The organism is Ammoniphilus soli, assembly GCF_040813775.1.
The window spans coordinates 434,774-460,866 of the sequence record NZ_JBEGDL010000001.1 but is presented as its reverse complement, the minus strand read 5'-3'; the positions used below and the strand labels follow the sequence as shown (position 1 = coordinate 460,866).

Genomic DNA, 26,093 nt, shown 5'->3' with positions numbered 1-26,093 from the left:
TTTCTCCTCACCTCTACCATTAACTAAAATCTATAACATGTTTGTTTTTTACAAAATAATCGACACCTGAGAAGAGAGTAATGATAATCGCAGCCCAAACAGCGATCGTTGAGAAAGGAAGGCCTATGTAGGAAAAAGGGAAATTATTAATCATAAGGGAGCAAACGGCTACAATTTGAATGACCGTTTTCAGCTTTCCCCAATTGCTTGCAGCTATAACCTGTCCTTCTGCCACAGCTACGAGCCTCAAACCGGTTACCGCAAATTCTCGGCTAATAATCAGGATGGCTACCCAAGCATCTAGACGTTGCATCTCCACCAAGGAGATTAAGACAGCAGAGATCAGCAGCTTGTCGGCTAGGGGATCCAGAAACTTTCCAAGGTTCGTAACCAACTTATTCTTTCTGGCAATATACCCGTCTAATCCATCTGTGCTCGCCGCAATAATGAAGATCAGCGTAGCGATAATCTCACTGTATGTTATTTTAAAACCGCCAATGCTAAGAACACCAAAATCAAAGCGTACCAGTAGGAAAAGCATCACTACTGGTACTAGAAAAATACGTGCCAAGGTTATCTTATTGGGTAGATTCACCTAGACAACCTCCCCCGACAGGTCATAATCGTAAGAATGAGTAATTTTTACTTTTGCCATTTGGCCTAATGGTCCTTGGTAGCCAGTCACAAACACTTCTCCATCGATCTCTAATGCATCAAATTGAGTGCGGCCAATATAGATATCGTTTTTGCCATCATATTTTTCAATGAGGATATCTAGGACTTGACCAACAAATTGACCATTTCTTTCGTTTGCGATTTCCCTTTGGATTTCCATTAGCGTGTTTGCCCGGCGTTCTTTGGTTTCTTCATCAAGCTGGTCTCCCAGGCGATTTGCTGCGGTTCCTTCTTCTTGGGAATACGTAAAGACACCCAATCGGTCAAACTTCATTTCCTTCACAAATTCGCATAAGCGCTCGAATTCTTCTTCTGTCTCTCCAGGAAACCCCACAATTATGGAAGTTCGAATGGCTAGCTGGCCAATCCGCTCTCTCATTTTGTTTACGAGCTCACGGGTATCGCGCTGACGTCCGGGGCGACGCATTCTCTTGAGAATGGCATCCTCGCTGTGCTGCAACGGCATATCGATATAGTTGCAGATTTTAGGGTTCGTTGCGATAACCTCAATCAATTCATCAGTAAAATAACCCGGATAAGCATAATGGATGCGGACCCACTCAATCCCTTCCACTTTGCTGACTTCAGTCAATAGATCCGGAAGCCGGTGTTGATTGTATAGATCCATCCCATAATTCGTCAAATCCTGGGCAATCAAGCTTACTTCTTTGATCCCCTGCCCTGCCAAATCTTCTACTTCCCTGACAATCGACTCGATCGTTCTAGAGCGGAATTTGCCGCGAAGCTGTGGGATAATGCAGAAGGTACATGTGTTGTCGCACCCCTCTGCAATTTTGACATAAGCGGTGTATGTTCCCGCTTCGACCTTGCGCCTCGCCACGTCTTCATAAGAAAATGCCGGGTTGCCCACCATTACGGGTCTCTCACCAATGAGAGACTTCTCAATAATATCGGTAATTTTATCAAAATCACCTGTTCCAACGATACCATCGATTTCCGGCATCTCGTCCAGTAATACTTCCTTATATCGCTGGGTTAAGCATCCAGCTACAATCAACGATTTTACGTTGGCTTTTTGCTTGAGATCAGCCATATCCAAAATGGTATTGACCGATTCTTCCTTTGCCGCGTCGATGAAGCTGCACGTATTGACAATGACAACCGTCGCTTCTTCAGGCGTCTTAACAAGTTCGAAACCACGTTTATCAATCAATTCTGACATAATATCAGAATCCACAAGATTTTTTTCACATCCCAAGGTAACAATGGCCACTTTTTCCTTGGAGTTCGTTTTTATTGTCATTCGTTTTGCCTCACTTTTCTTCAATAAGCTACTAAGAAACAAGGTGCCTTAATCCCTATAAAGCGTGTAAAAGAGCTTTTTTTGCCTTCTACAGTATAATATATGGATAAGTGGCTGTCAAAAAAGACACCCTTGCTCGAAGGGGCATCCTTCATATAGCAAGGGCTTATGGCTTAAGTGAAATGGCAATGATTTGAGAAGAACGCTTCATTTGACTTGTATCCAAAGGTTGGCCATTTACTGTAATCTGTACATCGGGAGCACTTCCTAATCGTATCCAAGCTTCCTTTGCACCTGTCAAATTCCAATCCTTTTGCGTACCAGCAGTGAGAGTCAACTCGTCGACTCTTTCCCCGTTTTGACCGTTCTTCAAAATTCTCAACCAGCAATTCCCCTTTGCAAGGATCGTAACCGTAATGTCCTTTGCTCCAGTTAGCTCGTAGCGGTAAATATTATTTTGCTGAGAAACGAAGGACAAGGCGGCAGCCGGCACAGGCTGTTCCACAACGGGAGGAACAGTTGGCGTAGGATTACTAGCGGAAGGTTGACCTTGGCCCGGTTCAGGACTAACTGGTGAAGTCTCTGCTCCCTGCTCCACTTCTGGCGATGGGATCGGGGTATTTGGAGTGGTCGGTTCAGGATTTGCCTCTGGTGTATCCCCCAATTGCGTAGTGGCTATGTAGATGACAAAAAGAATAAGCACAGCGAATAAGTAAAGCAAAACTCTAGACAGCCATCTGACACCTTGGATCGATGGCTTGCTTTGTCGTTCCCTCCTTAAAGGGACGATTTGCTCCTCAGCAGGCGGCGGCGGGAAGTTGTTTTTAGCTTGGCCCAATACAACCTCAGGGTCCAATCCCACAGCTTCTGCATAACTCTTGACAAAGGCTCGAGCATAGAAGTGACCAGGCAATGCATCAAGATTCCCATGTTCTATAGCTTCCAAATAGCGTTTTTGGATTTTTGTCATTTGTTGTATATCTTCTAGGGTGTAATCCTTTTTTAATCGTGCTTGTTTTAGCATTTCACCCAATTCCGTCACGGTTTCACCTCCCTAAAATAAATCCTCCATTTAAGTAAGATCAAAACCAGTAAAACTGGAATCCACGATCTCATAGGTAATTTCTTCGTCAGGATCATTCCTCAATTCAATGATATAATCGAAATCATCCAGAGTATATTCCGTCTCACGGATAAAGATATCCGGATGCTCTATCACCTTGGGTGCCGGAAAACGCATGACTTCCCTCATCAGCGAATGATGCTTTTCCGTTGAGCGCATTGTTGAGACAATCCCATCGATGAAAAATACACTTTCTGCGACCATTTCATCATTGGCTAATTGGTTTCTTACCGTTTGTCTTAATAATGTCGAGGAAATGAAGATCCATCTTTTATTGGCGGATACGCTAGCCGCTACCATGGATTCGGTCTTCCCGACCCGAGGCATCCCCCGGACGCCGATCAGCTGATGTCCTTCTTTCTTGAAAACCTCCGCCATGAAATCGACAAGCAATCCAATTTCATCTCTTGTGAAACGGAAGGTTTTCTTATCCTTCATATCTCGCTCAATATATCTTCCATGGCGTACCGCTAGCGTGTCCATGATTGTTGGAGGCCGCAAAGCTGTGATCGTGATATTTTCTACCTTCCTCAGTATATTTCCCAATAGCTCAATCTTTTTGTCATCATCTGTCTGCAGCAGCATTCCCCTCCGTCGGACCTCAACCCCGTTAATCGTTATGATATTTATCGTAAGCATCCCTAGGATGGAGGCAATATCGCCAAGAAGACCAGGCCTATTTTTATGAATTTCCCATTCGAGATACCAATCCCGAGTTTCCATATTATAATCCCCCTAATTCCATAAATCATGTGACAAAACATAATCTTTCTGGCAAGTATACCATATTTTAATAGTTCCATACTCATTTTATTTGTTTTCTCTACAGAATTTCAACCTTATGTAATAAAATAAAATACCCCCAACCGGGGGTTCAAAGACATGGAACTGAGCAAGTTTTACCATAAGCGGACACAAACGCCCCTCCCAGAATGTTGGCCGCAGGGTAAAGACCTGCTCATCCATTAATATGAGACGATTTTGTCCTGTTTATGCTCTTTTTTTTAAGTGTACCAACCACCATTAGGGCTTATCACTTGTCCCGTAATATATCCTGCCTCCGGCTGCATCAGATACCATACCAAGGAAGCGACTTCTTCCGGTTTTCCTAGACGCCTCATAGGAATGTCATCGGCAATTTCCTCTAAGTCCTCATCAGCAAATTGGCGTCTAAGCAAATTTCCTTCAATCGCTCCAGGTACCACGGCGTTTACAGTCACTTTGCTTGGAGCTAGTTCTTTTGCCAAGGCTTTTGTAAACGAGAGGAGGGCTCCTTTTGTCATGGAATATAAAACCTCGCAGGATGCACCTGTCATCCCCCAAATCGATGAGATATTAATGATTCTGCCAAATCTTCTTCTGATCATATATGGAGCTAGCCTTTGGGCTAGCACAAATGGAGCACGCACATTGATATGATACAATTGCTCAATATCTTTTAGCTCGGTCTCAGTAAATAAACCGTAATGCGTGGCTCCTGCATTATTTACCAGAACATCTGGCATTCTGGAGACCTGTGCGATCATGTGTTCAAGCTCTTCAAGCTTTGACAAATCTGCCTTTAAAAGGACGACAACAGCACCAAGCCTTTCACAACTAGCCTTTATCTCCAGCATCTCTTTCTCAGCACTTCGGTAATGCAAATATAAATAATATCCCTTTTGAGCCAATAGCTTCGCTATTGCTGATCCAATTCCCCCGCTGGCACCTGTAAGGAGTGCCCATTTTTCTGCGCTCAACGCTCATCCCTCACTAGCTAATTATGATCTTCTTTTCAATTAATTTGTTCAAAAACAAAAGAAGAGGAGGCCATCTCCCCTTCAGCGTGTTTACCTTATTTCTTTTGGATCGGCTTTATGATTGAAACACTAAGCTGCTCTCGGTCAATATGTTCCAGAAGCCTGTTATTTACATCCTCTAAAGTTATTTCCTCAAGGATCGGGACAATATGAAATAGATCCGTCCCATTGAATTTATACTTTGTAAAAGAATTGGCAATGAACTCTATGGAGTTCAAGGAACGAAGGAATGATCCGATTTTCTTTTTGCGGCTTAATTCAAAATCAGCCTGTTTAATTCCATTTGCCTTGGCGGCTTCTAAACCTTCCGTAACGACTTGAACCAATTTTTCGGGTTCCGGTGTATCCCCGCCCATTACAGAAAAGCCGTATTGGCTTTCACCGCTGTAGTCCGTGCCAAAAGTATCATTAATTACCCCTTGGTCATATAGACTCTGATACAAATCAGAACTTGGTCCCAATAGAATATCTAATACCAGTTGCGTCGTCAACTCCCGGCGCAACAAAGCATCACCGGTTAAACCGACTACTTTCTCTTTGTATCCAAACATGATCTTCGGGATTGCAACGGCCATTTCTCTAACGGTTTGAGGTACTTCTACATTTGTTGGCTCGTCTTCAAAAAACCTTTCAATCTCTTCCTGGGACTCATAACGCTTGCTTTTTTGGTTTTCTCGCACCCATGCCATGACCTCCTCCGGTTGGACAGCTCCCACGACGAACAAAAGCATATTACTTGGATGGTAGAACGTTTCATAGCAGGTATACAACATGTCCTTTGTAATCTTAGAAATTGAAGGAATTGTCCCGGCGATATCGATTTGAACCGGATGGCGATGATACATATTATGGATCAATCCGAAATAAACCCGCCAATCGGCATTATCGTCATACATTTTAATTTCCTGACCAATAATTCCCTTTTCCTTTTCGACATTTTCTTCCGTAAAATAAGGACTCTGTACAAAGTTTAAAAGCGTTGTTAAATTTTCTTTTACATGGCCTGTAGAAGAAAAGAGGTAGGCTGTTCGGTCAAAGCTCGTAAATGCGTTGGCAGAGGCCCCATAAGTGGCAAATTTATTGAATACATCTCCGCCTTCTTCTTCTTCAAACATTTTATGCTCCAAAAAATGGGCAATGCCGTCGGGTACTTTGACTGGTTCTTTTCCTGGAACTTGAAAGTGGTTATCAATGGAACCGTATTTTGTTGTAAAAGTTGCGTAGGTCTTGCTGAAGCCGTGCTTCGGTAAAACATATACATCTAGACCATTATCCAGTTTCTCATAGTAGAGGGTTTCTTTTAACTGCTCATAATTAATTTCCTTCATTTCTATTTCCCCTCCTTATCCCGCAAAAAGTAAATGGTATCAATCTCCACCTTCTGTGCAATGTTTATAATGTCCTTGACCGTAACTTGTTCAATCTTTTCCAGCATTTCTTCTAGTGTTTTAGGCTTGCCAGCAAGTCGGCCATTATAGGTAAAATCAATGATGGTTCGAGCATTATCCTGAATCTCCAGCAACTGATTGCGAAGGGTCGCTTTCGTTTGGGTCAGCTCTTGTTCGCTGATTTCACCGTTCTTCATCATTTGGAGCTGTTCCTTCATGATGGCCACAGCCTGTTCGTATTTATCGATTTCAATACCTGACATCATCATCAGGATTCCTTTTTGGCTTTCCAAACGGGAAACTGCATAATACGCCAGGCTGGCTTTCTCTCTCACATTGACAAAAAGCTTAGAATGAGGAAACCCTCCTAATATCCCGTTGTACATAAGCAAAGCTTCGTAATCGTCATCAATCAAAGTGGTTTGGGTTCTGCATCCGATATTTAGCTTTCCTTGACCCACTTCCATCTCTTCCACAACCGTGTTTTCTTCCACTTTCGTCTTTTGCATAGGCTGGAAAGTAAAATTTTTTACTTGTTTTCTATCCAACCTAAAGTATTTCTCAATTTCCGCCTGGACTTCCTGAGGCTTGACATCCCCTACGACGTAAATATCGATGGGGTTTTCAGAGAGAAGCTGTTCGTAGTATGTATAAAGAGCAACAGGATCGACTTGCTCTAATTCTTCTAATTTTCCATAGGACAGAAGTCGATAAGGTTCATCCTTGCACATTTCTTCTGTCACTCGCTGGTTCGCATATTTAATCTTATCGTCCACAAGACTCGAGATCTTATTTTTCAATGATTCAGCTTCGGACTTTACAAAGCTAGGCAAGAATCCGCCATTTTCCACTAAAGGCTGGGTAATTACTTCACCAAGGAACTCTATCCCTTTGCTTAATAAAGGAGATTGATCAGAAAGGTAGTTTTCATTGGCGATTTCGAGCTGGATTTGGATAACTTGCTTTTCCCCTTTTTTTATAACATCGGTATGGAATACAGCCCCAAACAAACTGTCCAGATATTGCCGAAGCTGTTGAGTAGTTGGATATTTGGCACAGCCGCGTTTAATCACATAGGGAACTAACGCTGTTTTTGTAACTGTACTTTCATGTAAGTCCTGCTCCAATTGAACAATGATGGTCGTAGTTTTAAACTTATCGGTGGATAACACATGCAGATTCATTTCGTGGATTGAAGCACTGTCAAACACGAGTTGACCCAATATGATCCCTTCTCCTTTTTGAGTGTATTATTTCCATTATACTCCACTTTCTCTAATAGTTTAACCTAAAATCCATATTTCGAAGCATTTCAGGGAGGTATGACTAATTCTTAAGAATAAGAAAAGGAGTTCTGCGTTTAGGCAAAACTCCTTTCTTCACTTTCTGCATGGTCCAGTTGGCTATATGCCTGTTCATCTAGTTCATTGAAACGTCCGCAGTCCGGGTGCATGCAAAGCATCCCTTGCAGGTTGCTATCCTTGAACCTGACACCGCTATGGTTGCCGCAATAAGGACAAGACCACATTTTTCTCACATCCTCAAAAATATAGATTGTGCAGCTTAACGTGCAACAATTATAGTTTTGGATTAGAGGAAATTTTTATACATCATTGATAAATTTTAAAATCATCAGGAGATATTTGATTCATTTTTCTTAATTAGTACTTCACGGGGCTTGCTTCCCTCAAAGGGTCCGACAATCTTATTCGCTTCCATCATATCCACTAAGCGAGCTGCTCTGGTGTACCCAATTCGGAATCGGCGCTGCAATAAGGAGGCAGACGCGGTTTGGGCATCAATAACCAGTTTGACTGCTTCCTCATACAGATCATCCTCAGGAGCGGTTTCTGTCATTTGTTCTGGCTCGGATGGAATCATTTCGGCGTGGTATTTAGCCGTTTGCTGGTTTTTCACAAACTCAACGACCGCTTCCACTTCCTCATCAGAAACAAACGCCCCTTGAACACGGGTTGGTTTCGACGCCCCCATCGGAAGATATAGCATATCTCCGCGGCCAAGTAGCTTCTCTGCTCCCCCCATGTCCAAGATTGTACGGGAATCCGTCATGGAGGATACACCAAAGGCAATTCGCGATGGAATATTAGCTTTTATCACGCCTGTAATGACATCCACAGATGGTCTCTGGGTTGCAATGATTAAATGAATGCCTGCTGCCCTGGCCATCTGGGCCAAGCGGCAAATCGCGTCTTCCACATCCCCGGCTGCCACCATCATGAGGTCAGCTAATTCATCTACAATAACTACGATAAACGGCAATGGTTTCCCGCTGCCTGATTGGATAACCGATTGATTATATAAGTCGATATTTCTTGTTCCGCTCTTGGCAAATAGTTCATACCTTTTTTCCATTTCTACAACCACTTTTTTCAAGGCCATGGATGCTCTTCTTGCATCCGTGACAACCGGTGCCAGCAAATGAGGGATCCCATTGTACATATTTAACTCCACCATTTTGGGGTCGATCATCATCAATTTCACTTCATGCGGCTTGGCCTTAAAAAGAATGCTTGTAATGATCCCATTGATACATACACTTTTCCCGCTCCCGGTAGCCCCTGCAACGAGCAAGTGCGGCATCTTGGCTAAGTTAGCGATGATTGGCTCCCCAGAGATGTCCCGCCCTAAGCCGACATTCAATTTCCCTTCTGAATCCTGATACGTTCCAGACTCCAATACCTCGCGCAAACTTACAACAGCCACTTCAGAATTAGGAACCTCGATTCCAATGGCAGATTTCCCAGGGATCGGGGCCTCAATGCGAATGTCCTTAGCCGCTAAAGCCAAAGCAATATCGTCGGCAAGATTAACGATTTTACTCACCTTCACCCCTACTGCTGGTTGAACTTCATACCGAGTGACCGTCGGTCCGCGATGAATTTGCATCACTCTAGCATTTACGCCGAAGCTCTCTAAGGTCTGTTCAAGTTTTCTTGCGTTGGATTGCATATCTCGATATTCTTTTCCCTGTTGCTTCGCCATTTTCGGTCGCGCTAGCAAGGTCAAACTAGGAATTTCGTAATGTGCGACAGGTTCTTCTACAATCACTCCATTGCTCTCTTCTGTATGGATAAATTCAATATCCTTAATATCTAACTCCAGCTCCGAGTTCTTTTCTTTCGCCTTCGTTTGTCCCATAGGCCGCTCTTGATGAGAAACGGGCTCGAGCCCGAGATCCATCTCTTCTTGTTTGAAAGCTGTTTCCACAAAATCATGGATTACGGGAGGATCATAATTACCCTGACCTGCAGATGGAGGAAAGGAAAAATCATCGGAAGAAAAGTCACCTATGGAAGCAGCTTCTGATTTTGCTGGTATAGGCTTGGGCGAATCTTCCTTTTCTGCACGTTCCATAATCAAATGGACCGCTTCTTTTCCTTTGTCTGCAATGGAACGACCGGCAGATGATACCATTTCCCTGCCTCTTGAAAAGATAGAGACATATGAAATTTGGAATAAAAGCATAAGTCCAATCAGAAAGGCAAAAAACGCAATGATCATTGTCCCCGTACGGGCAAACAAATAATAATTAATGGCCAAGCCTACGGCTCCTATGATTCCGCCACCAATATCGGTCGTTGAAGCTTGACCCATTTCCAGCTGTGCTTTTTCTTGAAGAATCGCATTCCAAGAAACCTTGAGTATACCTTGATCCGTGAATTTCCCCTGAGCAGACAACTGGTCAAAAAACAAAATATGATCGAACAGCAAGATAGAAAACAGTATAATGAACAAACCAATCCAACGGGGGGTGTAGAGCACTGGCCACTGCCTGCGAACCATAATATAGAGGGCACAGTATATCCCGATTAATGGGAGAATAAAATCCCAAGTCCCTGCAAAAAAACGGAAGATCCAGGAAAAGGTCTCCCCCACCCATCCGTATTTTGACAGCGTAATGAGAAATACAGCTAACAGCACCAGACCATATAATTCAAACACCAATGTACTCTTTATTGGATTTCTGGGTGAACTCTGCTTACTACCTTTTTTGGCTTTACTAGATGCCATTATTCATCCACCTCTCACTGAAGAAGGAAGGGCAGCCATGAAGGGGGCTGCCCAAAGTTTCCTATATTATAACATAACCTGAGACTGGATAATAGTTCCTGTCTTAAGAAAGAGTAGCTGCAGGACGGAAATGAATCGTTTGTCCAGGCATATACTTGGGATTCAAATAATCCTGTGGATTCGGACTCATCAACCTCACAATCTTTACGTCAGTAGAATGGGGAACCGGCTCAACAAGCATCTTCACTCCTTCAATTTCAGCTTCCTGATAGTGATACTCAGTGGAATCCAGGTTTTTCATAATCATCTCCATAGGCATCACGGAATAAATAATCATGGTTTTCCCGCCCTTCTACACAAATTCAAACTACTGCAATACTTGATTTTGAGACTTTTGCTGCTGAATAAGTTCATTTAATTTCTTCATTGCCTGGGCGATGCCGCCGACCTCATTAATCAGCCCTACTTCCACTGCCGTAGTACCGACAACATTCGTTCCAACGTCTCTTGTTAGTTCGCCGACCTTGAGCATAAGTTCTCTAAACTTATCTTCTTCAATCTTTGAATGCTCTACTACAAAACGGACCACCCGATCTTGCATCTTTTCCAAGTACTCAAAGGACTCTACCACGTTAATGACCAGTCCTGTCAACCTTACGGGGTGCACAATCATCGTCGCTGATGGAGCAATAAAGGAGTAGTCGGCAGAAACCGCAATAGGCACGCCGATGCTATGTCCACCGCCAAGCACGAGGGAAACTGTCGGCTTGGAAAGAGAAGAAATCATTTCTGCAATCGCAAGTCCTGCCTCAACGTCTCCGCCTACGGTGTTCAAGACAAGAAGTAAACCCTCTATTTTGGGGTTTTGTTCGATGGCAACCAACTGTGGAATGATATGCTCGTACTTCGTTGTTTTGTTTTGAGGAGGCAATTGCATATGTCCCTCAATTTGCCCAATAATAGTTAAACAGTGAATGTTGCTTTCAGGGCTCGTAGCAACATTTGTCTGACCGAGCTGTTGAATCGTTTCTAAGATTCCCTTCTTTTTTGGATCCTCGTTGGGCTGCATGGGTTGGTCCGCTCGAATAGGCTGCTGTCCCGGATCCGGAGGAGCTGGCTGACCTGGCTGGTTTAGAAACATTGGGGTTCGCACCATTGGTTGTGGCTGCGTAGGATTAGAGTTATATGGCCTAAATTGACTGAAATCATATGTCATGTCTTTTCCCTCCATATTAAGCGAACTTGGAGCTTACTTCATTTATTATGGACGGAAATTTTAAGAACATGTACAAGAAGCTGCCAGTTTTCGCTTTTTAAAAAAGAGCCTGTGCTTCGCAATGAAACACAGGCTCCTTTTAAGCTTCCATAATTATAGGCAATATCATGGGTCTTCTTTTTGTTTTCTCGTAAAGAAAACGTCCCAGGCCATCTCTCACACTATTTTTCAACGATGACCATTCGTTTACTTTTTCTTCCATACACCTCGTTAATATTTGATTAACAAGTTGGTTGGCCTGATCAAGAAGTTCTTCCGATTCTCGAACATAAACAAACCCTCGTGAAATAATATCCGGCCCGGAAAGGATAGCGCCCGTTTGTTTGCATAGAGTAACAACCACAACAAGAATGCCATCCTGTGATAATAATTTACGGTCACGCAGAACAATATTGCCTACATCCCCGACACCAAGGCCATCGATCAGCACTTGTCCAGCGTGAACTTTTCCCCCTAAACGGGCTACCCCCTCAGACAGTTCGACTGTATCCCCATTATCAAGGAGAAAAATATTTTCCGCTGGAATACCTACTTGCTGAGCGAGCTTCGCGTGAGCTCGCATCATGCGGAACTCCCCATGGATGGGAATAAAGTACTTCGGCTTGAATAGATTGAGCATCAATTTAAGCTCTTCTTGACTGCCATGCCCCGAAACATGAACATCAGACCCATAATAAACATCTGCTCCGATCCGATAGAGCTGATCCACGATTCGTCCTACATGCCTTTCATTCCCCGGGATAGGGGTCGCAGCGATGATTACGGTGTCGCCCGGGAGTATATCGACCTTCCGGTGGGACGAGCGGGCCATACGAGTAAGAGCTGACATGGGCTCTCCCTGGCTTCCTGTAGAAAGAATGGTGATTTCATTTCCGCTGTATCGATCGATATCGTCAATATCAATCAACATTCCTTCGGGTACATGCAGATAGCCTAGCTCCAAGGCTATTTTCATAACATTTTGCATACTTCTGCCGACAACAGCAACCTTCCGCCTATATTGATCCGCCGCGTCGATGACCTGTTGAATACGGTGTATATTGGAAGCAAATGTCGCTACAACAATTCTTCCCTTAGCAAGGTGAAATACTCGATCAATAGCTTGTCCAACACGCCGTTCAGAGCCCGTAAATCCAGGCCTATCCGAATTGGTACTATCAGAAAGCAATGCGATAACGCCTTCTTCTCCTATTTTACTCATGGTTGCCAGGTCAGCCATCTTATTGTCTACCGGGGTCTGGTCAAATTTGAAATCTCCAGTATGTACGACTTTTCCTTCGGGTGTATCAACACAAATTCCCAACGAATCCGGTATGCTGTGTGTTGTCCTAAAGAAGCTAACCTTAAGTTTCTCTAATTGTACGGTAGACTTATCATCCACTAGGTGTAAGGAAGCATCCCTCAATAGCCCGGCCTCCTTTAACTTAACTTGAACAAGGCCTAGGGTCAGCTTGCTTCCATATACAGAAACATCCAAGTGTCTCAGGACATACGCTAAGCCGCCAATATGATCCTCATGACCATGTGTTAGAAAAATCCCTTTTACCTTAGCACGATTTTCCTGAAGATAAGTAATATCTGGAATCACCATATCGATGCCCAGCATATCTTCCTCAGGAAACTTCAAGCCTGCATCAATGACGACGATTTCATCATCGTATTGCACAACATACATATTCTTGCCTATCTCGCCTACGCCGCCCAATGCGAAGATAGACAGTGTTTTGTTGCCTTGTTTCACCAACGGTATACCTCCTAGCCTAGGACTCCTATATTCAGTTTTAGCTTATGAAGATTTGTCATATCAATCACCTCGAATGAGGATGCTAGCCTTCATAGGTACAATAACACCGGACGAGTCACTTGAACCTATTATACATGAATGATCAATTGAAGGAAAGATATTCCGGTCCCGTTACCGTTCCGTCCTCGAAGCCTTCTATGGAAAGAAGCCGCTCTTTCCAAGCCATTAAATTTAGGGAAATAGATAGTAAACTTAATTTATCCGTGAATGTAACGGATTATTAAAGGTCAAAAAAAAGGCGGAAATTATCCGCCTTTAATTAAAAAATATATTTTACTCAAATAAATTATCGATAAACTTAGCTTCGTTTTCACTTGCTGGGACCAGAGGTAATCTCACGGATCCAACTGAAATTCCCTTGCTATTTAAAGCATGCTTTACGGGGACAGGGTTGGAAGTAATAAATAACCCTTCAAAGATGGGCAAGTATTTGCGATGCAGACCCGATGCGGTCTGGACATCCCCCTGCACATAAGCCTCAATTAAGTCCTTCATTTCCTGACCAATTACATGGCTCGCAACACTAACTACGCCATAGCCTCCAACGCTAAGAGTTGGCAATGTCAGCTTGTCGTCACCTGTATACACTTTAAAGCCTTCAGGCGCTTTATCGACGATGAATGCAACTGCAGAAAGGTCACCGCTTGCCTCTTTCACCGAGGTGATATTCGGAATCTGAGCAAGGCGCAAAATGGTCTCCACCTGCATATTTATAGCTGATCTTCCCGGAATATTATAGAGCATGACAGGCAGCTTAGTTGAATCAGCAATGGCTTTGAAATGCTGGTATAACCCTTCCTGGGATGGCTTGTTATAATACGGGACAACAAGCATAATGCCATCTACGCCCGCTTCTTCCGCTTTGCGGGTCAATTCGATGGAAGCCTGGGTATTATTGCTTCCTGTTCCAGCAATCACTTTGGCTTTTCCTTTTGCAACCTCTACTACATGCTTAAACAAAGCAACCTTTTCTTCTTTGCTTAAAGTAGGGGACTCTCCAGTTGTACCGCCGACTACGATCGTTTCTGTACCTGTTTGAATGAGGTGGTTGACCAGCTGAGTCGTTTTATCGAAATCTACCTCCAGCTGATCATTAAACGGTGTGACCATTGCTGTTAATAATCGTCCAAAATCTGTCAAAATAGGGCTCTCCCTTCAAGTCTAGTGTGCAAGTTTATGCAAATTGAATTTGCGATGAAGGGCCCGGACTGCCTTTACCATATCCTCATCCTTCACCAGTACCCATATCGTTGTATGGGAATCTGCACATTGTAAAATTTGAATGTCTTCATGATTTAAGGCTTCTGCTATTTTTGCCATAACTCCTGGTACGCCTGCCATTCCGGCACCGATGATGGAAACCTTGGCACAATGTGGTGTCAATATCGGTTCATGTCCCATATCTTGTAAAATGCTGGCAGCTTTATCCGCGACTTCATCCCTAACGGTATACGCCACTCCGATGGGATTAACATTGATGAAGTCAACACTGATCCCATTCTCAGCCATTGCCTTAAAGACACTCAACTGCAGATCATATTGGCCTTCTTTTGCCAACACTTTTATTTGGGTAATATTAGCGATATGAGCAATTCCTGTAATCAGTCTTTCAGATGCTTGGTTAACTCTTCTTTGCAGCTCTGACCGATTGGTTACCAACGTACCAGGATCTTGACTAAACGTAGATCGGACACGAATAGGCACATTGCCTTGCATAGCCATTTCAACAGCTCGAGGGTGAAGTACCTTGGCTCCCTGGTACGCCATATTCGCGATTTCCGTATACGTCACAGCATCCAGCTGCTGCGCATCTTCTACGATGCGTGGGTCCGCCGTCATGACCCCACTTACATCGGTAAAAATATCTACACAGTCCGCTTGAAGGGCAACGCCTAATGCCGTTGCTGTCGTATCGCTTCCGCCCCTACCCAATGTGGTGACTTCCCAATCTTCCGTTCTTCCTTGAAAACCCGTTACGATAACAACCTGATGGGTTAAGAGCTCTTGTTTTATCCGCGTTCCATCTAGCCTTTGAATTGTTGCATTACCGTATTCCTTATCGGTAATAATCCCGGCTTGCCCTCCTGTTAATACGGTCGCAGAGATGTTTCTGCTACCCAGCATACTGGATAAGGTCGTTGCCGAAATAATTTCCCCGCAATGCAAAAGCAAATCCCAGTCCCGCTTGTTTAGCCTAGCGCCATTCTTATGGATGAGCTCTATTAAGGTGTCAGTGGCATACGGCTGACCTTTTCTGCCCATCGCCGACACAACCACACAAACTGAATATCCTTCTTCCAAAGCCGAACTAATATGATTAATAGCTTCTTCCCTATCTTCTGCTGAAGAAAGGGAAGAACCTCCAAATTTCTGTACCAGTATTTTCATATTTTACACTGCTCCCTTGCAGATCACTGCTTAATAACAGCCTAATCAAAGGGAAATAGCATATTAAGCATTTTGTTTTGCAATCATTTGCTCAGCAATTTGTACAGCGTTCCATGCAGCGCCCTTTAATAAGTTGTCGCTTACTATCCACATATGAAGGCCACGAGGTTCAGAAACATCTTTTCTTAAACGACCTACGTATACTTCCAATTTACCTGCTGACTCAGTGGCTAATGGATACAACTGTTCAGCTGGTTCATCCGCTACAATAATCCCCGGAGCTTGAGCTAGCAACTCCTTCACTTCATCTAAGTTAAAATCTTCTTTGGTTTCGATATATACGGATTCGGAGTGTCCATTCAGAACAGGAACGCGTACACAAGTAGCAGCTACTTTTACAGTTTCATCGCCAAAGATTTTCTTCGTTTCATTGATCATTTTCATTTCTTCTTGAGTAAAGCCATTATCCAAGAAAACGTCAATTTGTGGGATAACATTAAACGCCATTTGATGCTTTTTAGGCAGGGAACCTACTGGCAGAATTTCACCATTTGCTTCTTTCCCTTCCAGAACTGCCTGGGTTTGGTTAATCAGATCTCCAATAGCACGGTTTCCTGCACCAGACACTGCCTGATAGGTAGAAACAATAATGCGGTCAATGCCGTATTTTTCTTTAATTGGCTGTAAAGCTGCTACCATTTGAATGGTTGAACAATTTGGGTTTGCAATAATCCCTTGGTGCTCAAAAGCTTTTTCCATATTCACTTCCGGTACAACCAACGGAACTTCTGGAGTCATCCGGAATGCATTGGTATTATCTATAACAACAGCCCCTCTTTGAACAGCTTCATGGGCTAATTGTTTACTTACGCTTCCCCCTGCACTGAACAAAGCGAAATCAATGCCTTCAAAGCTTTCCGGGGTAGCCTCTTCCACGGTGATTTCCTGTCCTTTAAAAGTTAAAGTTGCTCCTGCGGATCTAGCTGAGGAGAGACATTTCAATTGATTGATTGGGAAATTACGTTCTTCAAGTAAACGTAAAATCTGTGTTCCTACTGCTCCTGTTGCTCCAACTACTGCTACATTGTAAGTTTTTACATCTGCCATTGTATTCTCTCCCTTTTCCGTGTTTATTCTATATACTAGTTCATATATTTAAATTTTTCAACGATAACCGGTTGAAGTTGTTTCCCCTCTAAGGCCATTTCACACGTTTCTTTAATCAATTCCATCCGTGCAACGAGTGATTTTGGCTTTTTTTCCGGGGCATCCTGCCCGAAAGGGACAAAATAAATATCCTTGGCGGCCATAAGCTTGGCAATATTAGCCATATTTAACCCAAGTCCATCATTCGTGGATATGGCTAACACGACCGGTCGATGATTACGCATGGTTGCCTTAGCAGCCATCAAAACTGGGCTATCTGTCAAGGCGTTAGCCAGCTTACTCGTCGAACCTCCCGTCATTGGCGCAATGACCATCACATCCAGCGGACGCTTCGGTCCTAGCGGCTCTGCATCTACAATCGTGGAGACGATATCATTGCCAGTAATATCATAAAGTTGCTTTTTCCAGTCTGCTGCATTCCCGAAATAGGTATCGGTGGATGCTACCGTATGTGTGATGATTGGAATAACATTAGCCCCTTCATCTACTAGCCGCTTAATCTGCGGCATGATTTCTTCCAATGTGCAATGAGATCCTGTCACTCCGAATCCGATCGTTTTTCCTGCCAACTTCATAATGATCCCTCCCGATCTGCCATTTGTTCAGAAACAAGCCTAGACAATGTCTTAGCAATGATCTGGCCCGCTGTTTTTGGCGCAACAATCCCAGGCAAACCAGGTGCTAATAAGGCCTTGATTCCTCGTTTTTCGGCATATCGAAAGTCCGTTCCACCAGGCTTCGATGCAAGATCAATGATCAAAGTGTGCTGCGGCATCCTGGCTATAATCTGCGCGGTGACAACCATCTTGGGGATGGTGTTATACACGATATCCACATCATCCACTTGTTCGGCGAGATCACTAAGTTCGAAGGGAGAAAGTCCCATTTCATATATCCGAGCAAGATGCTCGGGCTTCCTTGCTCCCACCCTTACATGGGCACCTAGGGCATGAAGGGCTCTCGCCATGGATATTCCGACTCGGCCTAAACCTAGCACAATGCAGGTTGAACCGTGAATCGTAATATCCGTGTTTTGGATGGCCATCATTAGCGCACCTTCTACCGTTGGAATGGAATTATAAATGGCTACATCGTCTCGGTCGAGAATCTCAATTAAATTTAATTGATGAGCTTGACAACGATCTTTTAAGAAAGGTTTCGCCATTCCGGTATAAATCGTAACATTCTCGTTTAGCGATTCGAAATGTTTGTCTGTCAATTGGATCGGTTTCGAGCAAAATATGCTTTCTACAAATCCTTCGTCATCCGTACCTACAATAGGGAGAATTAGGGCATTTGTTTCCTGCAATACGTCCAATGATAGCTCTTTTTTTGCCGCTCCTATAAAATTACTTTCTAAATTATCAAATCCAATGAGGGTTACCGATGCGTCCAGCTCGATAAATTTCTTGATGACTTCAAGTTGGCGAGCATCTCCTCCGATGAAGGTAGCGTGAATCCCTGTGAGCATAAAGCTGATAACCCCTTTCAAACAGTTTACTACAATAAAGTGGACATTAAAAGTAGAAAACAAGTTGATTTTTATCAAAGTGGTTTGCCGGAATTCGTTGCGTTCTACCCTCATCGTATGTGCGCGCCTACCGAAGCGTTACAACCATTCGCCTACACTAATATTTGGCAGTCCCTCGTTCCTTTAACTCCACGATAATCATATCGGGCCCAACCTTGCGTATCGCGTTCCATGGAATAATGACATCATTTTTCTTTTTGCCCCATCCAAGGAAGGAGCTCACTGGAAGGATAATCGAATCAATTTTTCCAGAATCCGAATGGATGACTAAATCCGATTGCCCGAGCATGCCCATTCTCTCTCCATTATCGAGATCAATGATTTCCTTTCCGCTAAATTCGCTATATCTCATCGTTACCCCAGCCCTTTCGGTTTATAATTCATGATCCTTGCAGTGGAAGGATATGCCTTGACCCATAAAAAAAGTACTTCTGCTTTTGCAGAAGTACTTTTTGTTGATGCTAGTTAATCCCCGTATGGCCAAAACCGCCTTCGCCTCTGTCAGTAGGCGGAAGCTCCTTAACGATTTCCCATTTAACTGCAGGAAGGGCCTGGATAACCATCTGGGCAATTCGATCCCCACGAGAGATCAAAAAAGGTGCCTCACCATGATTGATCAAAATAACGCCCACTTCCCCACGATAATCAGCATCAATTGTTCCGGGAGAATTGAGACAAGTTATTCCACTTTTTAAGGCGAGACCACTTCTCGGGCGAATCTGCGCTTCCATATTCATGGGTAATGCCAGGGAAAAACCGGCAGGCACAAGTACACGCTTCCCTGGCAATAGCTCAATCGGCTCCTTAATGGCCGCAAACAAGTCAAACCCTGCGGCATATTGTGACATTTGAGTGGGGAGGCTTATATCCTCATTCCCTGGCAGCTTCATAATTTGTATTGTAACGGTTGACTCTTGCAACTTCTTTCCCCCTCTGGCAGGCTACCTGATCAGATGCTCCTGATTGAAGGTTGAAGGCAATTCTTCAAAAGGACTTACCAGCGCAATCGACATCGCTTGCTGAAAAATCTTTTCAGTTGTAGCCTGGACATGATCTAAGGTGACGCTATCTACTCTTTGAATGATTTCATCAAGGCTCAAGTGTTTGCCAAGAAGCAGTTCATTTTTTCCCAAACGGCTCATGCGGCTGTTGGTGCTTTCTAAACTAAGCATAAGACTTCCTTTGAGCTGTTCTTTGCCTTTTAGTAATTCTTCTTTGGTCATACCCTCCGACTTCATGGTCCGCAACGTATTCACAATCACGGAATACACTTCTTCTAGCTGATGCGGAGCGGTTCCGGCATAGACCGTAAACATTCCATTATCCTGGAAGGAAGAATGATAAGAGAATACCGAGTAGGCTAATCCTCGCTCTTCGCGAACTTCCTGAAACAGCCTTGAACTCATGCTTCCTCCAAGAATATTGTTCATTAGAATCAAGGGATAAATATCCTTATTGCCGACTTCAAGTCCTGGAAAAGCCAAACAAAGATGAGCTTGCTCGGTTTCCTTCTTCTTTAATCTAATGCCGGCCTGGAATTGCGGCGGGATCCGGTTATCCACCTCTTCTTCCCTTTGGAAGCCGGAAAATTGCTCTTTGATGGATGCTAAAAGTCCTTCATTGACATTCCCGGCTACGGTAATGACGACATTCGAAGGCGTGTAGCGACTATTGATATAAGAAAGCACTTTTTCCTGGTTTAGCTGGTTAAGGACGTCCTCTGTCCCTAAGATGCTATAACCCAATGAATGGTGAGGAAAGCTAGCTTTGGAAATCAAGTCATGAACCAGGTCATCTGGCGTATCATCATACATTTTTATTTCTTCGATAACAACCTTGCGCTCTTTTTTGATTTCTTCTTCGTCGAAAACAGAGTTAAAGAACATATCTGAAAGAATATCTAGCGCCATCGGGGCATGGTCGTCTAAAACTCTGGCATAATAGCACGTATATTCTTTAGAAGTAAAGGCGTTAACATGACCGCCTATTTGATCAAAGGATTCGGCTATCTCTTTCGCTGATCTGGACCTTGTTCCCTTAAAGAGCATGTGTTCAATAAAATGGGAAATCCCATTGTTCGCAGGCTCTTCATTCCGGGAGCCGGTTCCAACCCAAATCCCCAATGCAACGGAACGCACCGTTGGGATTTTTTCAATTATCACACGTACCCCATTGTCTAGGGTGTATTTTTCGATCACGAGTGAAAGCCTCCTTGTCGTCCCCATGTACTCCGGGGTCTTCTAATGCAAGATAAAAAGCTTCTTTGAAGCCATTCTCTTTGGTAACATCTGCCCTTGACAGTCAGTATATCTACTATAGCAAAATTACCTTTTTACCTCAATAGGGTATAACCGTTGTGATGAGAGAAGTTCACTGACTGTCCCCACTTTTAGTCCCTTGGACTTTGCCGCCTCCAAAAGGGAGGGCAAAGCTTTCATAGAGGACTCTGTAGGATGCATCAGAATCAGACATCCATTATCCAGTTTAGGTACAAGTCTTTGTATAATTTGGGAAGGGGCCGGTTTCTGCCAGTCAATCGTATCTAATGTCCATAATACGGTATACATACCTTCTTGCGCCGCCATCTGAACGGTACGGTCATCAAAGGATCCAGAAGGAGGGGCAAACAACGTCGGTTTAATAGCCAATTCTTTTTCAATAACCTCGTTTGTTTTTGTAATTTCCAGACGTATTCTATTCAAGGAGATGGTTTTCATATCAGGATGGGAATAAGCATGGTTGCCGATTTCATGCCCTGCGTCCTTAATCTTTCGCGCTTCCTCAGGGAATTTGCTGACCCAGGAGCCATCTAAAAAGAAGGTCGATTTCACATTATATTTATCTAATGTCTTCAGAATTTCTGGCAAATATTCGTTCCCCCATGCCACATTAACCATAAAGGAAACAATAGGCTTTTCCGAATTCCCCTTGTAGATGGGAGAGGGCTTTAAATCAGACAGCTTAACTTTTGGCTCAATCTCCTCAAATTTGATCAGGGACTCATCCCACGCGCCTGCTTTTCCTAAGGCATCCAGAGAGCCCTGCATATCGAGGGTTATGCCATTATAACCCGGAATAGCCTTCCATACGGGATCAATACGAGCATCGATAGGAGCGATATCGTGCGTTTTCTTTAATTCCTGCAGTTTCGCCACCCACTCATCCTTAACCGGAACGGATGCCGGGATTCCTTTCACAGAAGAAATATACGTATTGACTGCCTCAGATTGAAATGCAAACAAAAAAAGCACCAGAAAAAGCCCCCCTAATAAGAGCTGAACCTGTGCCTTTGATACATTCATTCCACCACCTCCGTTTAATCCAGACATATCCAATAGTACAAGTTATGTCGGAAGGGTGGCTTATATTCAAAAATAATTGGGAAATATCGATTTGCTTTAAACCGATATTTTCCCGGATTTAGGTTGTTGCATTTTCCTGCTGCTCTTTTGCTTCCTTCAAAAGGACTTTGCGGGAGAGGTTAATTCTGCCCTGGTTGTCAATTTCCACAACTTTTACCATGATCTGGTCGCCGATCGAAACCACATCCTCCACCTTCGCCACTCTTTCTTCAGCCAATTGGGAGATATGGACCAATCCTTCTTTTCCGGAGAAAACCTCAACGAAAGCACCGAATTTTTCAATCCGCTTAACCGTCCCCAAATACGTTTGTCCAACAGCAACCTCACGTACCAGGTCTTCGATAATTTGCTTCGCACGCTGGTTCATCGCTTCATCAACTGATGCAATAAAGATACGCCCATCCTGCTCAATATCGATTTTCACGCCAGTTTCTTCAATGATCTTATTGATAATCTTACCGCCAGGTCCAATGACATCACGAATCTTATCTGGATGGATTTTCATGGTTAGGATCTTTGGAGCAAATTTTGACAAATGATCTCTAGGCTGAGAAATGGCCTCTAGCATCCGCTCTAGGATATGTATGCGTCCTTCTCTCGCTTGCTTGAGAGCCTGTTCCAGAATTTCTCGGTTAATCCCATCAATCTTGATATCCATTTGCAGTGCCGTTACGCCATCACGCGTACCAGCCACCTTAAAGTCCATATCACCCAAATGATCTTCCATTCCTTGAATATCGGAAAGTACAGTAACATGGTCACCCGATTTAACCAAGCCCATTGCAATCCCAGCTACTGGGGACTTAATCGGTACTCCTGCATCCATCATCGCTAGCGTACTCGCACAGATGCTAGCCTGTGAGGTGGATCCGTTGGACTCCAACACCTCGGAAACCAATCGAATGGTATAAGGAAACTCTTCCTCTGAAGGAATAACCGGTTCTAATGCGCGTTCCCCTAAAGCACCATGCCCGATTTCCCTTCTTCCTGGAGGACGCAAAGGACGTGCCTCTCCTACACTGAACGGAGGGAAATTATAATGATGCATAAAGCGCTTGCTTTCTTCAATCCCAAGTCCATCCAGTATTTGTACATCCCCAAGAGCTCCTAGCGTACAAATGCTTAAAGCTTGCGTTTGTCCACGGGTAAATAATCCGGAACCATGAGTCCGTGCCAGTAAGTTTACTTCTCCGGAGATAGGACGAATCTCATCGATAGCTCGTCCATCAGGCCTAATCTTGTCATGGGTAATTAAGCGACGAACTTCATCTTTAACAATAGTATAAAGCACTTCAGATATTGCTTTGGCATCCTCAGGGTAAATCTCTGCAAAATGTTCTAAAGTTTCTTCTTTAATGCTATCAATCGCGTCTTGCCTAGCTTGCTTTTCTTCCACGCGCACCGCTTCCACAAGACGCTCTAGGGCGTATTCCCTTACTGCCTTATCAATCTCGGGATCTACAGCATGAAGAACTACTTCCATTTTTGGCTTACCCACTTTGGCTTGGATATCCTCTATGAAGCCTACAATGGAACGAATATGATCATGACCAAACATAATAGCCTCGAGCATGACCTCTTCCGGAACTTCATCAGCTCCTGCTTCAACCATGTTTATAGCGTCTTTCGTACCAGCAACTACAAGATGGATATCGCTTTGCGTTTGCTGTTCAACTGTCGGATTTAACACAAACTCCCCATTGATTCTTCCGACAACTGCCCCTCCAATCGGCCCATTAAATGGAACATCAGAGATGCTTAAAGCAATGGATGTACCAATCATAGCAGCAATTTCCGAGGAACAATCCTGATCAACGGACATGACGATATTCACCACTTGAACCTCATTGCGGAATCCTTCTGGGAACAAAGGGCGAATGGGACGATCAATGAGGCGGCTAGCCAATATAGCCTTTTCACTTGGTCTGCCTTCCCTTTTAATGAATCCTCCCGGAATTTTTCCTACGGCATAAAGACGTTCTTCATAGTTTACAGTAAGCGGAAAAAAGTCTAGAGTCGATGGTTGGCTTGACGCGGTTACAGTCGACAATACAGCCGTTTCTCCATACCGCACTAAAACTGCGGCGTTAGCTTGCTTAGCCATTTTCCCATACTCAACGGTTAATGTTCTTCCGCCTAATTCATAAGTAAATGTTTCCATTTATGTAAGCCTCCCTTCTCAAAAGTGATTTTAAACTTAATCTTTCGTCATTATACTATTATTTCCTGCAAATGAAAAATTAAAAGATGGATACTCTTGAATCATTTACTTTATTTTTCCAGGTATCCGCGCAATAGAAAAAGCGGGGATGCCCCCGCTTTATTCCTATCGACGTAAGCCTAACTTATTGATTAGATTACGGTAACGAGTTACATCGGAATTCTTCAAGTAGTTCAACAGGTTACGACGTTGTCCTACCATCTTTAGAAGACCGCGGCGAGAATGGTGATCTTTCTTATGCTCGCGCAAATGCCCGTTTAAGTAGTTAATCTTCTCCGTAAGGATAGCTACCTGTACTTCTGGAGATCCAGTATCGGATTCGTGTACACGGTGTTCTTCGATTAACTGCTGCTTGCGTTCTTGTGTCAATGCCATCCTTGTTCACCTCCTTTGTCATAATCCCCAATAGCCGAGATACACCGTCGGTGATATCGGTCATCCAAGCCATGGTTACTTGCCAATTATAGTTATAACCAATCTTCCTTGAGAAATGTCCTTCACTACCATATCAAATACCCTTCCGCTGCTTGCCATGAATCCTCTGAATCGAGTAGCTACTGGCACCGTCCCTGGTATTGATTTCGCTTGATAGATGATATCTGGAACAGATATTCCATCCTGCCGATGTTGACGAATTCTCTGCTTCACATGTGAAGTAATAATCACATGCATAGCCTATAGGTAGGAAATCTCTTCCCTTGCCTCAGGATGCAGTTGTTCAAGATACATGGAGAATAAGGAATCTTGAAAGGCAACCCGAGAGGCATCAGTTAATCCGTTTTTCCGGTAGATTTTTGACATTTCCTTATGCAGTTTCTTAAATTCATCACTGCAACAGATAATGGCCACTTCTTGGCAAAGTTTACTTAATTGCCGATCAGATTCATCGGCCTTCGGCAATTTCACCTTGAACCTCTCCCTTCTTCACGATTCTGAAACACAATCTTCTCCGTGAGATCCATTCCAGTGAAGGTTTAGCAGGAGGAAGTTTACTAGCGCAATAGCTAATAAGAAATTACCACGAGTAAGTATAACATACATTACGGGACGAGTAAATGCCTAATTCGGGTTACTAAAAAGAATATGTTAGCCCTTTTGGCATTAGAACCTCTGTCTGCGACTAACCCGCTCCGAAGCTAGCTAGCTTGCTTTTGGCATAATCCACATCCTGCGAAATCTGCTTCACAAGATGTTCTACCCCGGCAAACTTCTGCTCCTCACGTATAAAGAAGAGAAAATCTACTTTGATTTCCATATCATACATATTTTCACTAAAATCAAAAATATATACCTCTAAACTCTTTTCTTTCTTTTCATGTTCAAAGGTAGGCTTAATCCCGATATTCATGACGCCATAGAGTATTTGTCCCTGGAAATGAATCCTCACGCCATATACACCCGTACGAGGAATCAGGTAAGGTTCATGCAATCCAATATTCGCGGTTGGAAATCCAATTTGCCGTCCTCTTTTTTCCCCATGAACAACAATGCCCCGCAGACTATAGGGTCTCCCCAAAAATTCGGTCGCCTCTTGGATCTTTCCCCCATAGAGATACTCCCTAATAATGGTGCTGCTGATTTTCTCGCCATAACGGGTAATGGGAGATACGACATCAAGGCCATAACGGCCTTGACTATATTCCTGTAAAGTAAAAGCCGTACCTTTTCCCCGATAGCCAAACGTGTAGTCAAAGCCAACGACAATATGACGGGCTTGTAAGGGAACCAAGAATTCATTGATGAAATCCTGGGGATAAACGGACGAAAATGGAATATCAAACGAAACGACATAGGCGAGATCTACCCCCATGCGTTCCAGCAATTCCAATTTCCCTTCAAGTGGCGTTAGATAATGCGTATAGCCGCTTTGGCCAAGTATTTCCCTCGGATGGGGATGAAACGTCATGACAGCTGATTTTAAGCCCAACTCCTTTGCCAAATCAATAGCCTTCTGAATCACTCTTCGATGGCCTTGATGCACGCCATCAAAATATCCAATGGCCAGCACACTTGGATTAAAGTCCAGAGATTCCAAGGGATATTGCAAGTGCTGTATGATCATT

26 protein-coding genes are annotated in these 26,093 nt (G+C 43.6%); all 26 read right to left on the bottom strand.

Features of this window, described 5'->3' with window-relative positions; all coding sequences use genetic code 11:
* Positions 1–19 precede the first annotated feature (19 nt).
* The 26 genes from pgsA to ABLT31_RS02300 all read right to left on the bottom strand — a co-directional run bounded on the left by pgsA (position 20) and on the right by ABLT31_RS02300 (position 26,092).
* Positions 20–595, bottom strand: a complete 576-nt coding sequence (pgsA, locus tag ABLT31_RS02425) for a CDP-diacylglycerol--glycerol-3-phosphate 3-phosphatidyltransferase (RefSeq protein ID WP_367748397.1) — start codon at positions 593–595, stop codon at positions 20–22.
* On the bottom strand, positions 596–1,939 hold the full coding sequence (gene rimO / locus ABLT31_RS02420; protein ID WP_367748394.1) for a 30S ribosomal protein S12 methylthiotransferase RimO: 1,344 nt from the start codon (positions 1,937–1,939) through the stop codon (positions 596–598). It abuts the gene before it with no gap.
* Between the two features lie 166 nt (positions 1,940–2,105).
* A complete protein-coding gene (locus ABLT31_RS02415; protein ID WP_367748392.1) occupies positions 2,106–2,981 on the bottom strand; it encodes a helix-turn-helix domain-containing protein in 876 nt (291 codons plus the stop codon).
* A 30-nt stretch (positions 2,982–3,011) separates the two neighbouring features.
* Entirely contained in the window at positions 3,012–3,785 is a 774-nt protein-coding gene (locus ABLT31_RS02410) for a DUF3388 domain-containing protein (RefSeq protein ID WP_367748389.1), read from the bottom strand.
* 281 nt (positions 3,786–4,066) lie between these two features.
* Positions 4,067–4,801: an elongation factor P 5-aminopentanone reductase gene (ymfI, locus tag ABLT31_RS02405; RefSeq protein WP_367748387.1), complete on the bottom strand. Its 735-nt coding sequence runs from the start codon at positions 4,799–4,801 to the stop codon at positions 4,067–4,069.
* 95 nt (positions 4,802–4,896) lie between these two features.
* Positions 4,897–6,189, bottom strand: a complete 1,293-nt coding sequence (yfmH, locus tag ABLT31_RS02400) for an EF-P 5-aminopentanol modification-associated protein YfmH (protein WP_367748385.1) — start codon at positions 6,187–6,189, stop codon at positions 4,897–4,899.
* A 2-nt stretch (positions 6,190–6,191) separates the two neighbouring features.
* Positions 6,192–7,472, bottom strand: coding sequence for an EF-P 5-aminopentanol modification-associated protein YfmF (yfmF, locus tag ABLT31_RS02395; protein ID WP_367748383.1), 1,281 nt, complete (start codon positions 7,470–7,472; stop codon positions 6,192–6,194).
* A gap of 137 nt (positions 7,473–7,609) precedes the next feature.
* The gene (locus tag ABLT31_RS02390) at positions 7,610–7,777 is read right to left on the bottom strand and encodes a hypothetical protein (protein WP_367748380.1); all 168 of its coding nucleotides are present in this window, start codon (positions 7,775–7,777) and stop codon (positions 7,610–7,612) included.
* Between the two features lie 104 nt (positions 7,778–7,881).
* The gene (locus ABLT31_RS02385) at positions 7,882–10,281 is read right to left on the bottom strand and encodes an FtsK/SpoIIIE family DNA translocase (RefSeq protein WP_367748378.1); all 2,400 of its coding nucleotides are present in this window, start codon (positions 10,279–10,281) and stop codon (positions 7,882–7,884) included.
* A 103-nt stretch (positions 10,282–10,384) separates the two neighbouring features.
* Complete coding sequence (locus ABLT31_RS02380; protein WP_367748376.1) at positions 10,385–10,618, bottom strand: YlzJ-like family protein; 234 nt, start codon at positions 10,616–10,618, stop codon at positions 10,385–10,387.
* Between the two features lie 30 nt (positions 10,619–10,648).
* Positions 10,649–11,350 (bottom strand): ClpP family protease, encoded by a 702-nt coding sequence (locus ABLT31_RS02375; protein ID WP_367749341.1) that lies wholly within the window; start codon positions 11,348–11,350, stop codon positions 10,649–10,651.
* Positions 11,351–11,636: 286 nt separating this feature from the next.
* Positions 11,637–13,232 (bottom strand): ribonuclease J, encoded by a 1,596-nt coding sequence (locus tag ABLT31_RS02370; RefSeq protein ID WP_462976460.1) that lies wholly within the window; start codon positions 13,230–13,232, stop codon positions 11,637–11,639.
* A 402-nt stretch (positions 13,233–13,634) separates the two neighbouring features.
* Positions 13,635–14,501, bottom strand: a complete 867-nt coding sequence (dapA, locus tag ABLT31_RS02365; protein WP_367748371.1) for a 4-hydroxy-tetrahydrodipicolinate synthase — start codon at positions 14,499–14,501, stop codon at positions 13,635–13,637.
* Between the two features lie 21 nt (positions 14,502–14,522).
* A complete protein-coding gene (gene dapG / locus ABLT31_RS02360; protein ID WP_367748368.1) occupies positions 14,523–15,749 on the bottom strand; it encodes an aspartate kinase in 1,227 nt (408 codons plus the stop codon).
* 63 nt (positions 15,750–15,812) lie between these two features.
* Positions 15,813–16,856 carry an aspartate-semialdehyde dehydrogenase gene (locus ABLT31_RS02355; RefSeq protein ID WP_367748365.1) on the bottom strand — a complete coding sequence of 348 codons (1,044 nt, stop codon included), beginning with the start codon at positions 16,854–16,856 and terminating at the stop codon, positions 15,813–15,815.
* Between the two features lie 35 nt (positions 16,857–16,891).
* The gene (locus tag ABLT31_RS02350; protein WP_367748362.1) at positions 16,892–17,491 is read right to left on the bottom strand and encodes a dipicolinate synthase subunit B; all 600 of its coding nucleotides are present in this window, start codon (positions 17,489–17,491) and stop codon (positions 16,892–16,894) included.
* Positions 17,488–18,387: a dipicolinate synthase subunit DpsA gene (gene dpsA / locus ABLT31_RS02345; RefSeq protein ID WP_367749340.1), complete on the bottom strand. Its 900-nt coding sequence runs from the start codon at positions 18,385–18,387 to the stop codon at positions 17,488–17,490. Before dpsA ends, ABLT31_RS02350 begins: the two co-directional genes overlap by 4 nt.
* Positions 18,388–18,544: 157 nt before the next feature.
* Positions 18,545–18,799 carry a YlmC/YmxH family sporulation protein gene (locus tag ABLT31_RS02340; RefSeq protein WP_367748359.1) on the bottom strand — a complete coding sequence of 85 codons (255 nt, stop codon included), beginning with the start codon at positions 18,797–18,799 and terminating at the stop codon, positions 18,545–18,547.
* Positions 18,800–18,908: 109 nt separating this feature from the next.
* A complete protein-coding gene (dut, locus tag ABLT31_RS02335; protein ID WP_367748356.1) occupies positions 18,909–19,367 on the bottom strand; it encodes a dUTP diphosphatase in 459 nt (152 codons plus the stop codon).
* Positions 19,368–19,388: 21 nt separating this feature from the next.
* A complete protein-coding gene (locus ABLT31_RS02330; protein WP_367748354.1) occupies positions 19,389–20,645 on the bottom strand; it encodes a M16 family metallopeptidase in 1,257 nt (418 codons plus the stop codon).
* 126 nt (positions 20,646–20,771) lie between these two features.
* Positions 20,772–21,749 (bottom strand): polysaccharide deacetylase family protein, encoded by a 978-nt coding sequence (locus tag ABLT31_RS02325; RefSeq protein ID WP_367748352.1) that lies wholly within the window; start codon positions 21,747–21,749, stop codon positions 20,772–20,774.
* Positions 21,750–21,867: 118 nt separating this feature from the next.
* The gene (gene pnp, locus ABLT31_RS02320) at positions 21,868–23,970 is read right to left on the bottom strand and encodes a polyribonucleotide nucleotidyltransferase (protein WP_367748349.1); all 2,103 of its coding nucleotides are present in this window, start codon (positions 23,968–23,970) and stop codon (positions 21,868–21,870) included.
* Between the two features lie 165 nt (positions 23,971–24,135).
* Positions 24,136–24,405, bottom strand: a complete 270-nt coding sequence (gene rpsO, locus ABLT31_RS02315) for a 30S ribosomal protein S15 (RefSeq protein WP_367748346.1) — start codon at positions 24,403–24,405, stop codon at positions 24,136–24,138.
* 75 nt (positions 24,406–24,480) lie between these two features.
* Positions 24,481–24,702 (bottom strand): hypothetical protein, encoded by a 222-nt coding sequence (locus ABLT31_RS02310; RefSeq protein ID WP_367748344.1) that lies wholly within the window; start codon positions 24,700–24,702, stop codon positions 24,481–24,483.
* Positions 24,703–24,705: 3 nt separating this feature from the next.
* Positions 24,706–24,936: a hypothetical protein gene (locus ABLT31_RS02305; protein ID WP_367748342.1), complete on the bottom strand. Its 231-nt coding sequence runs from the start codon at positions 24,934–24,936 to the stop codon at positions 24,706–24,708.
* A gap of 214 nt (positions 24,937–25,150) precedes the next feature.
* Positions 25,151–26,092: a bifunctional riboflavin kinase/FAD synthetase gene (locus ABLT31_RS02300; protein ID WP_367748340.1), complete on the bottom strand. Its 942-nt coding sequence runs from the start codon at positions 26,090–26,092 to the stop codon at positions 25,151–25,153.
* Position 26,093: the final 1 nt, after the last annotated feature.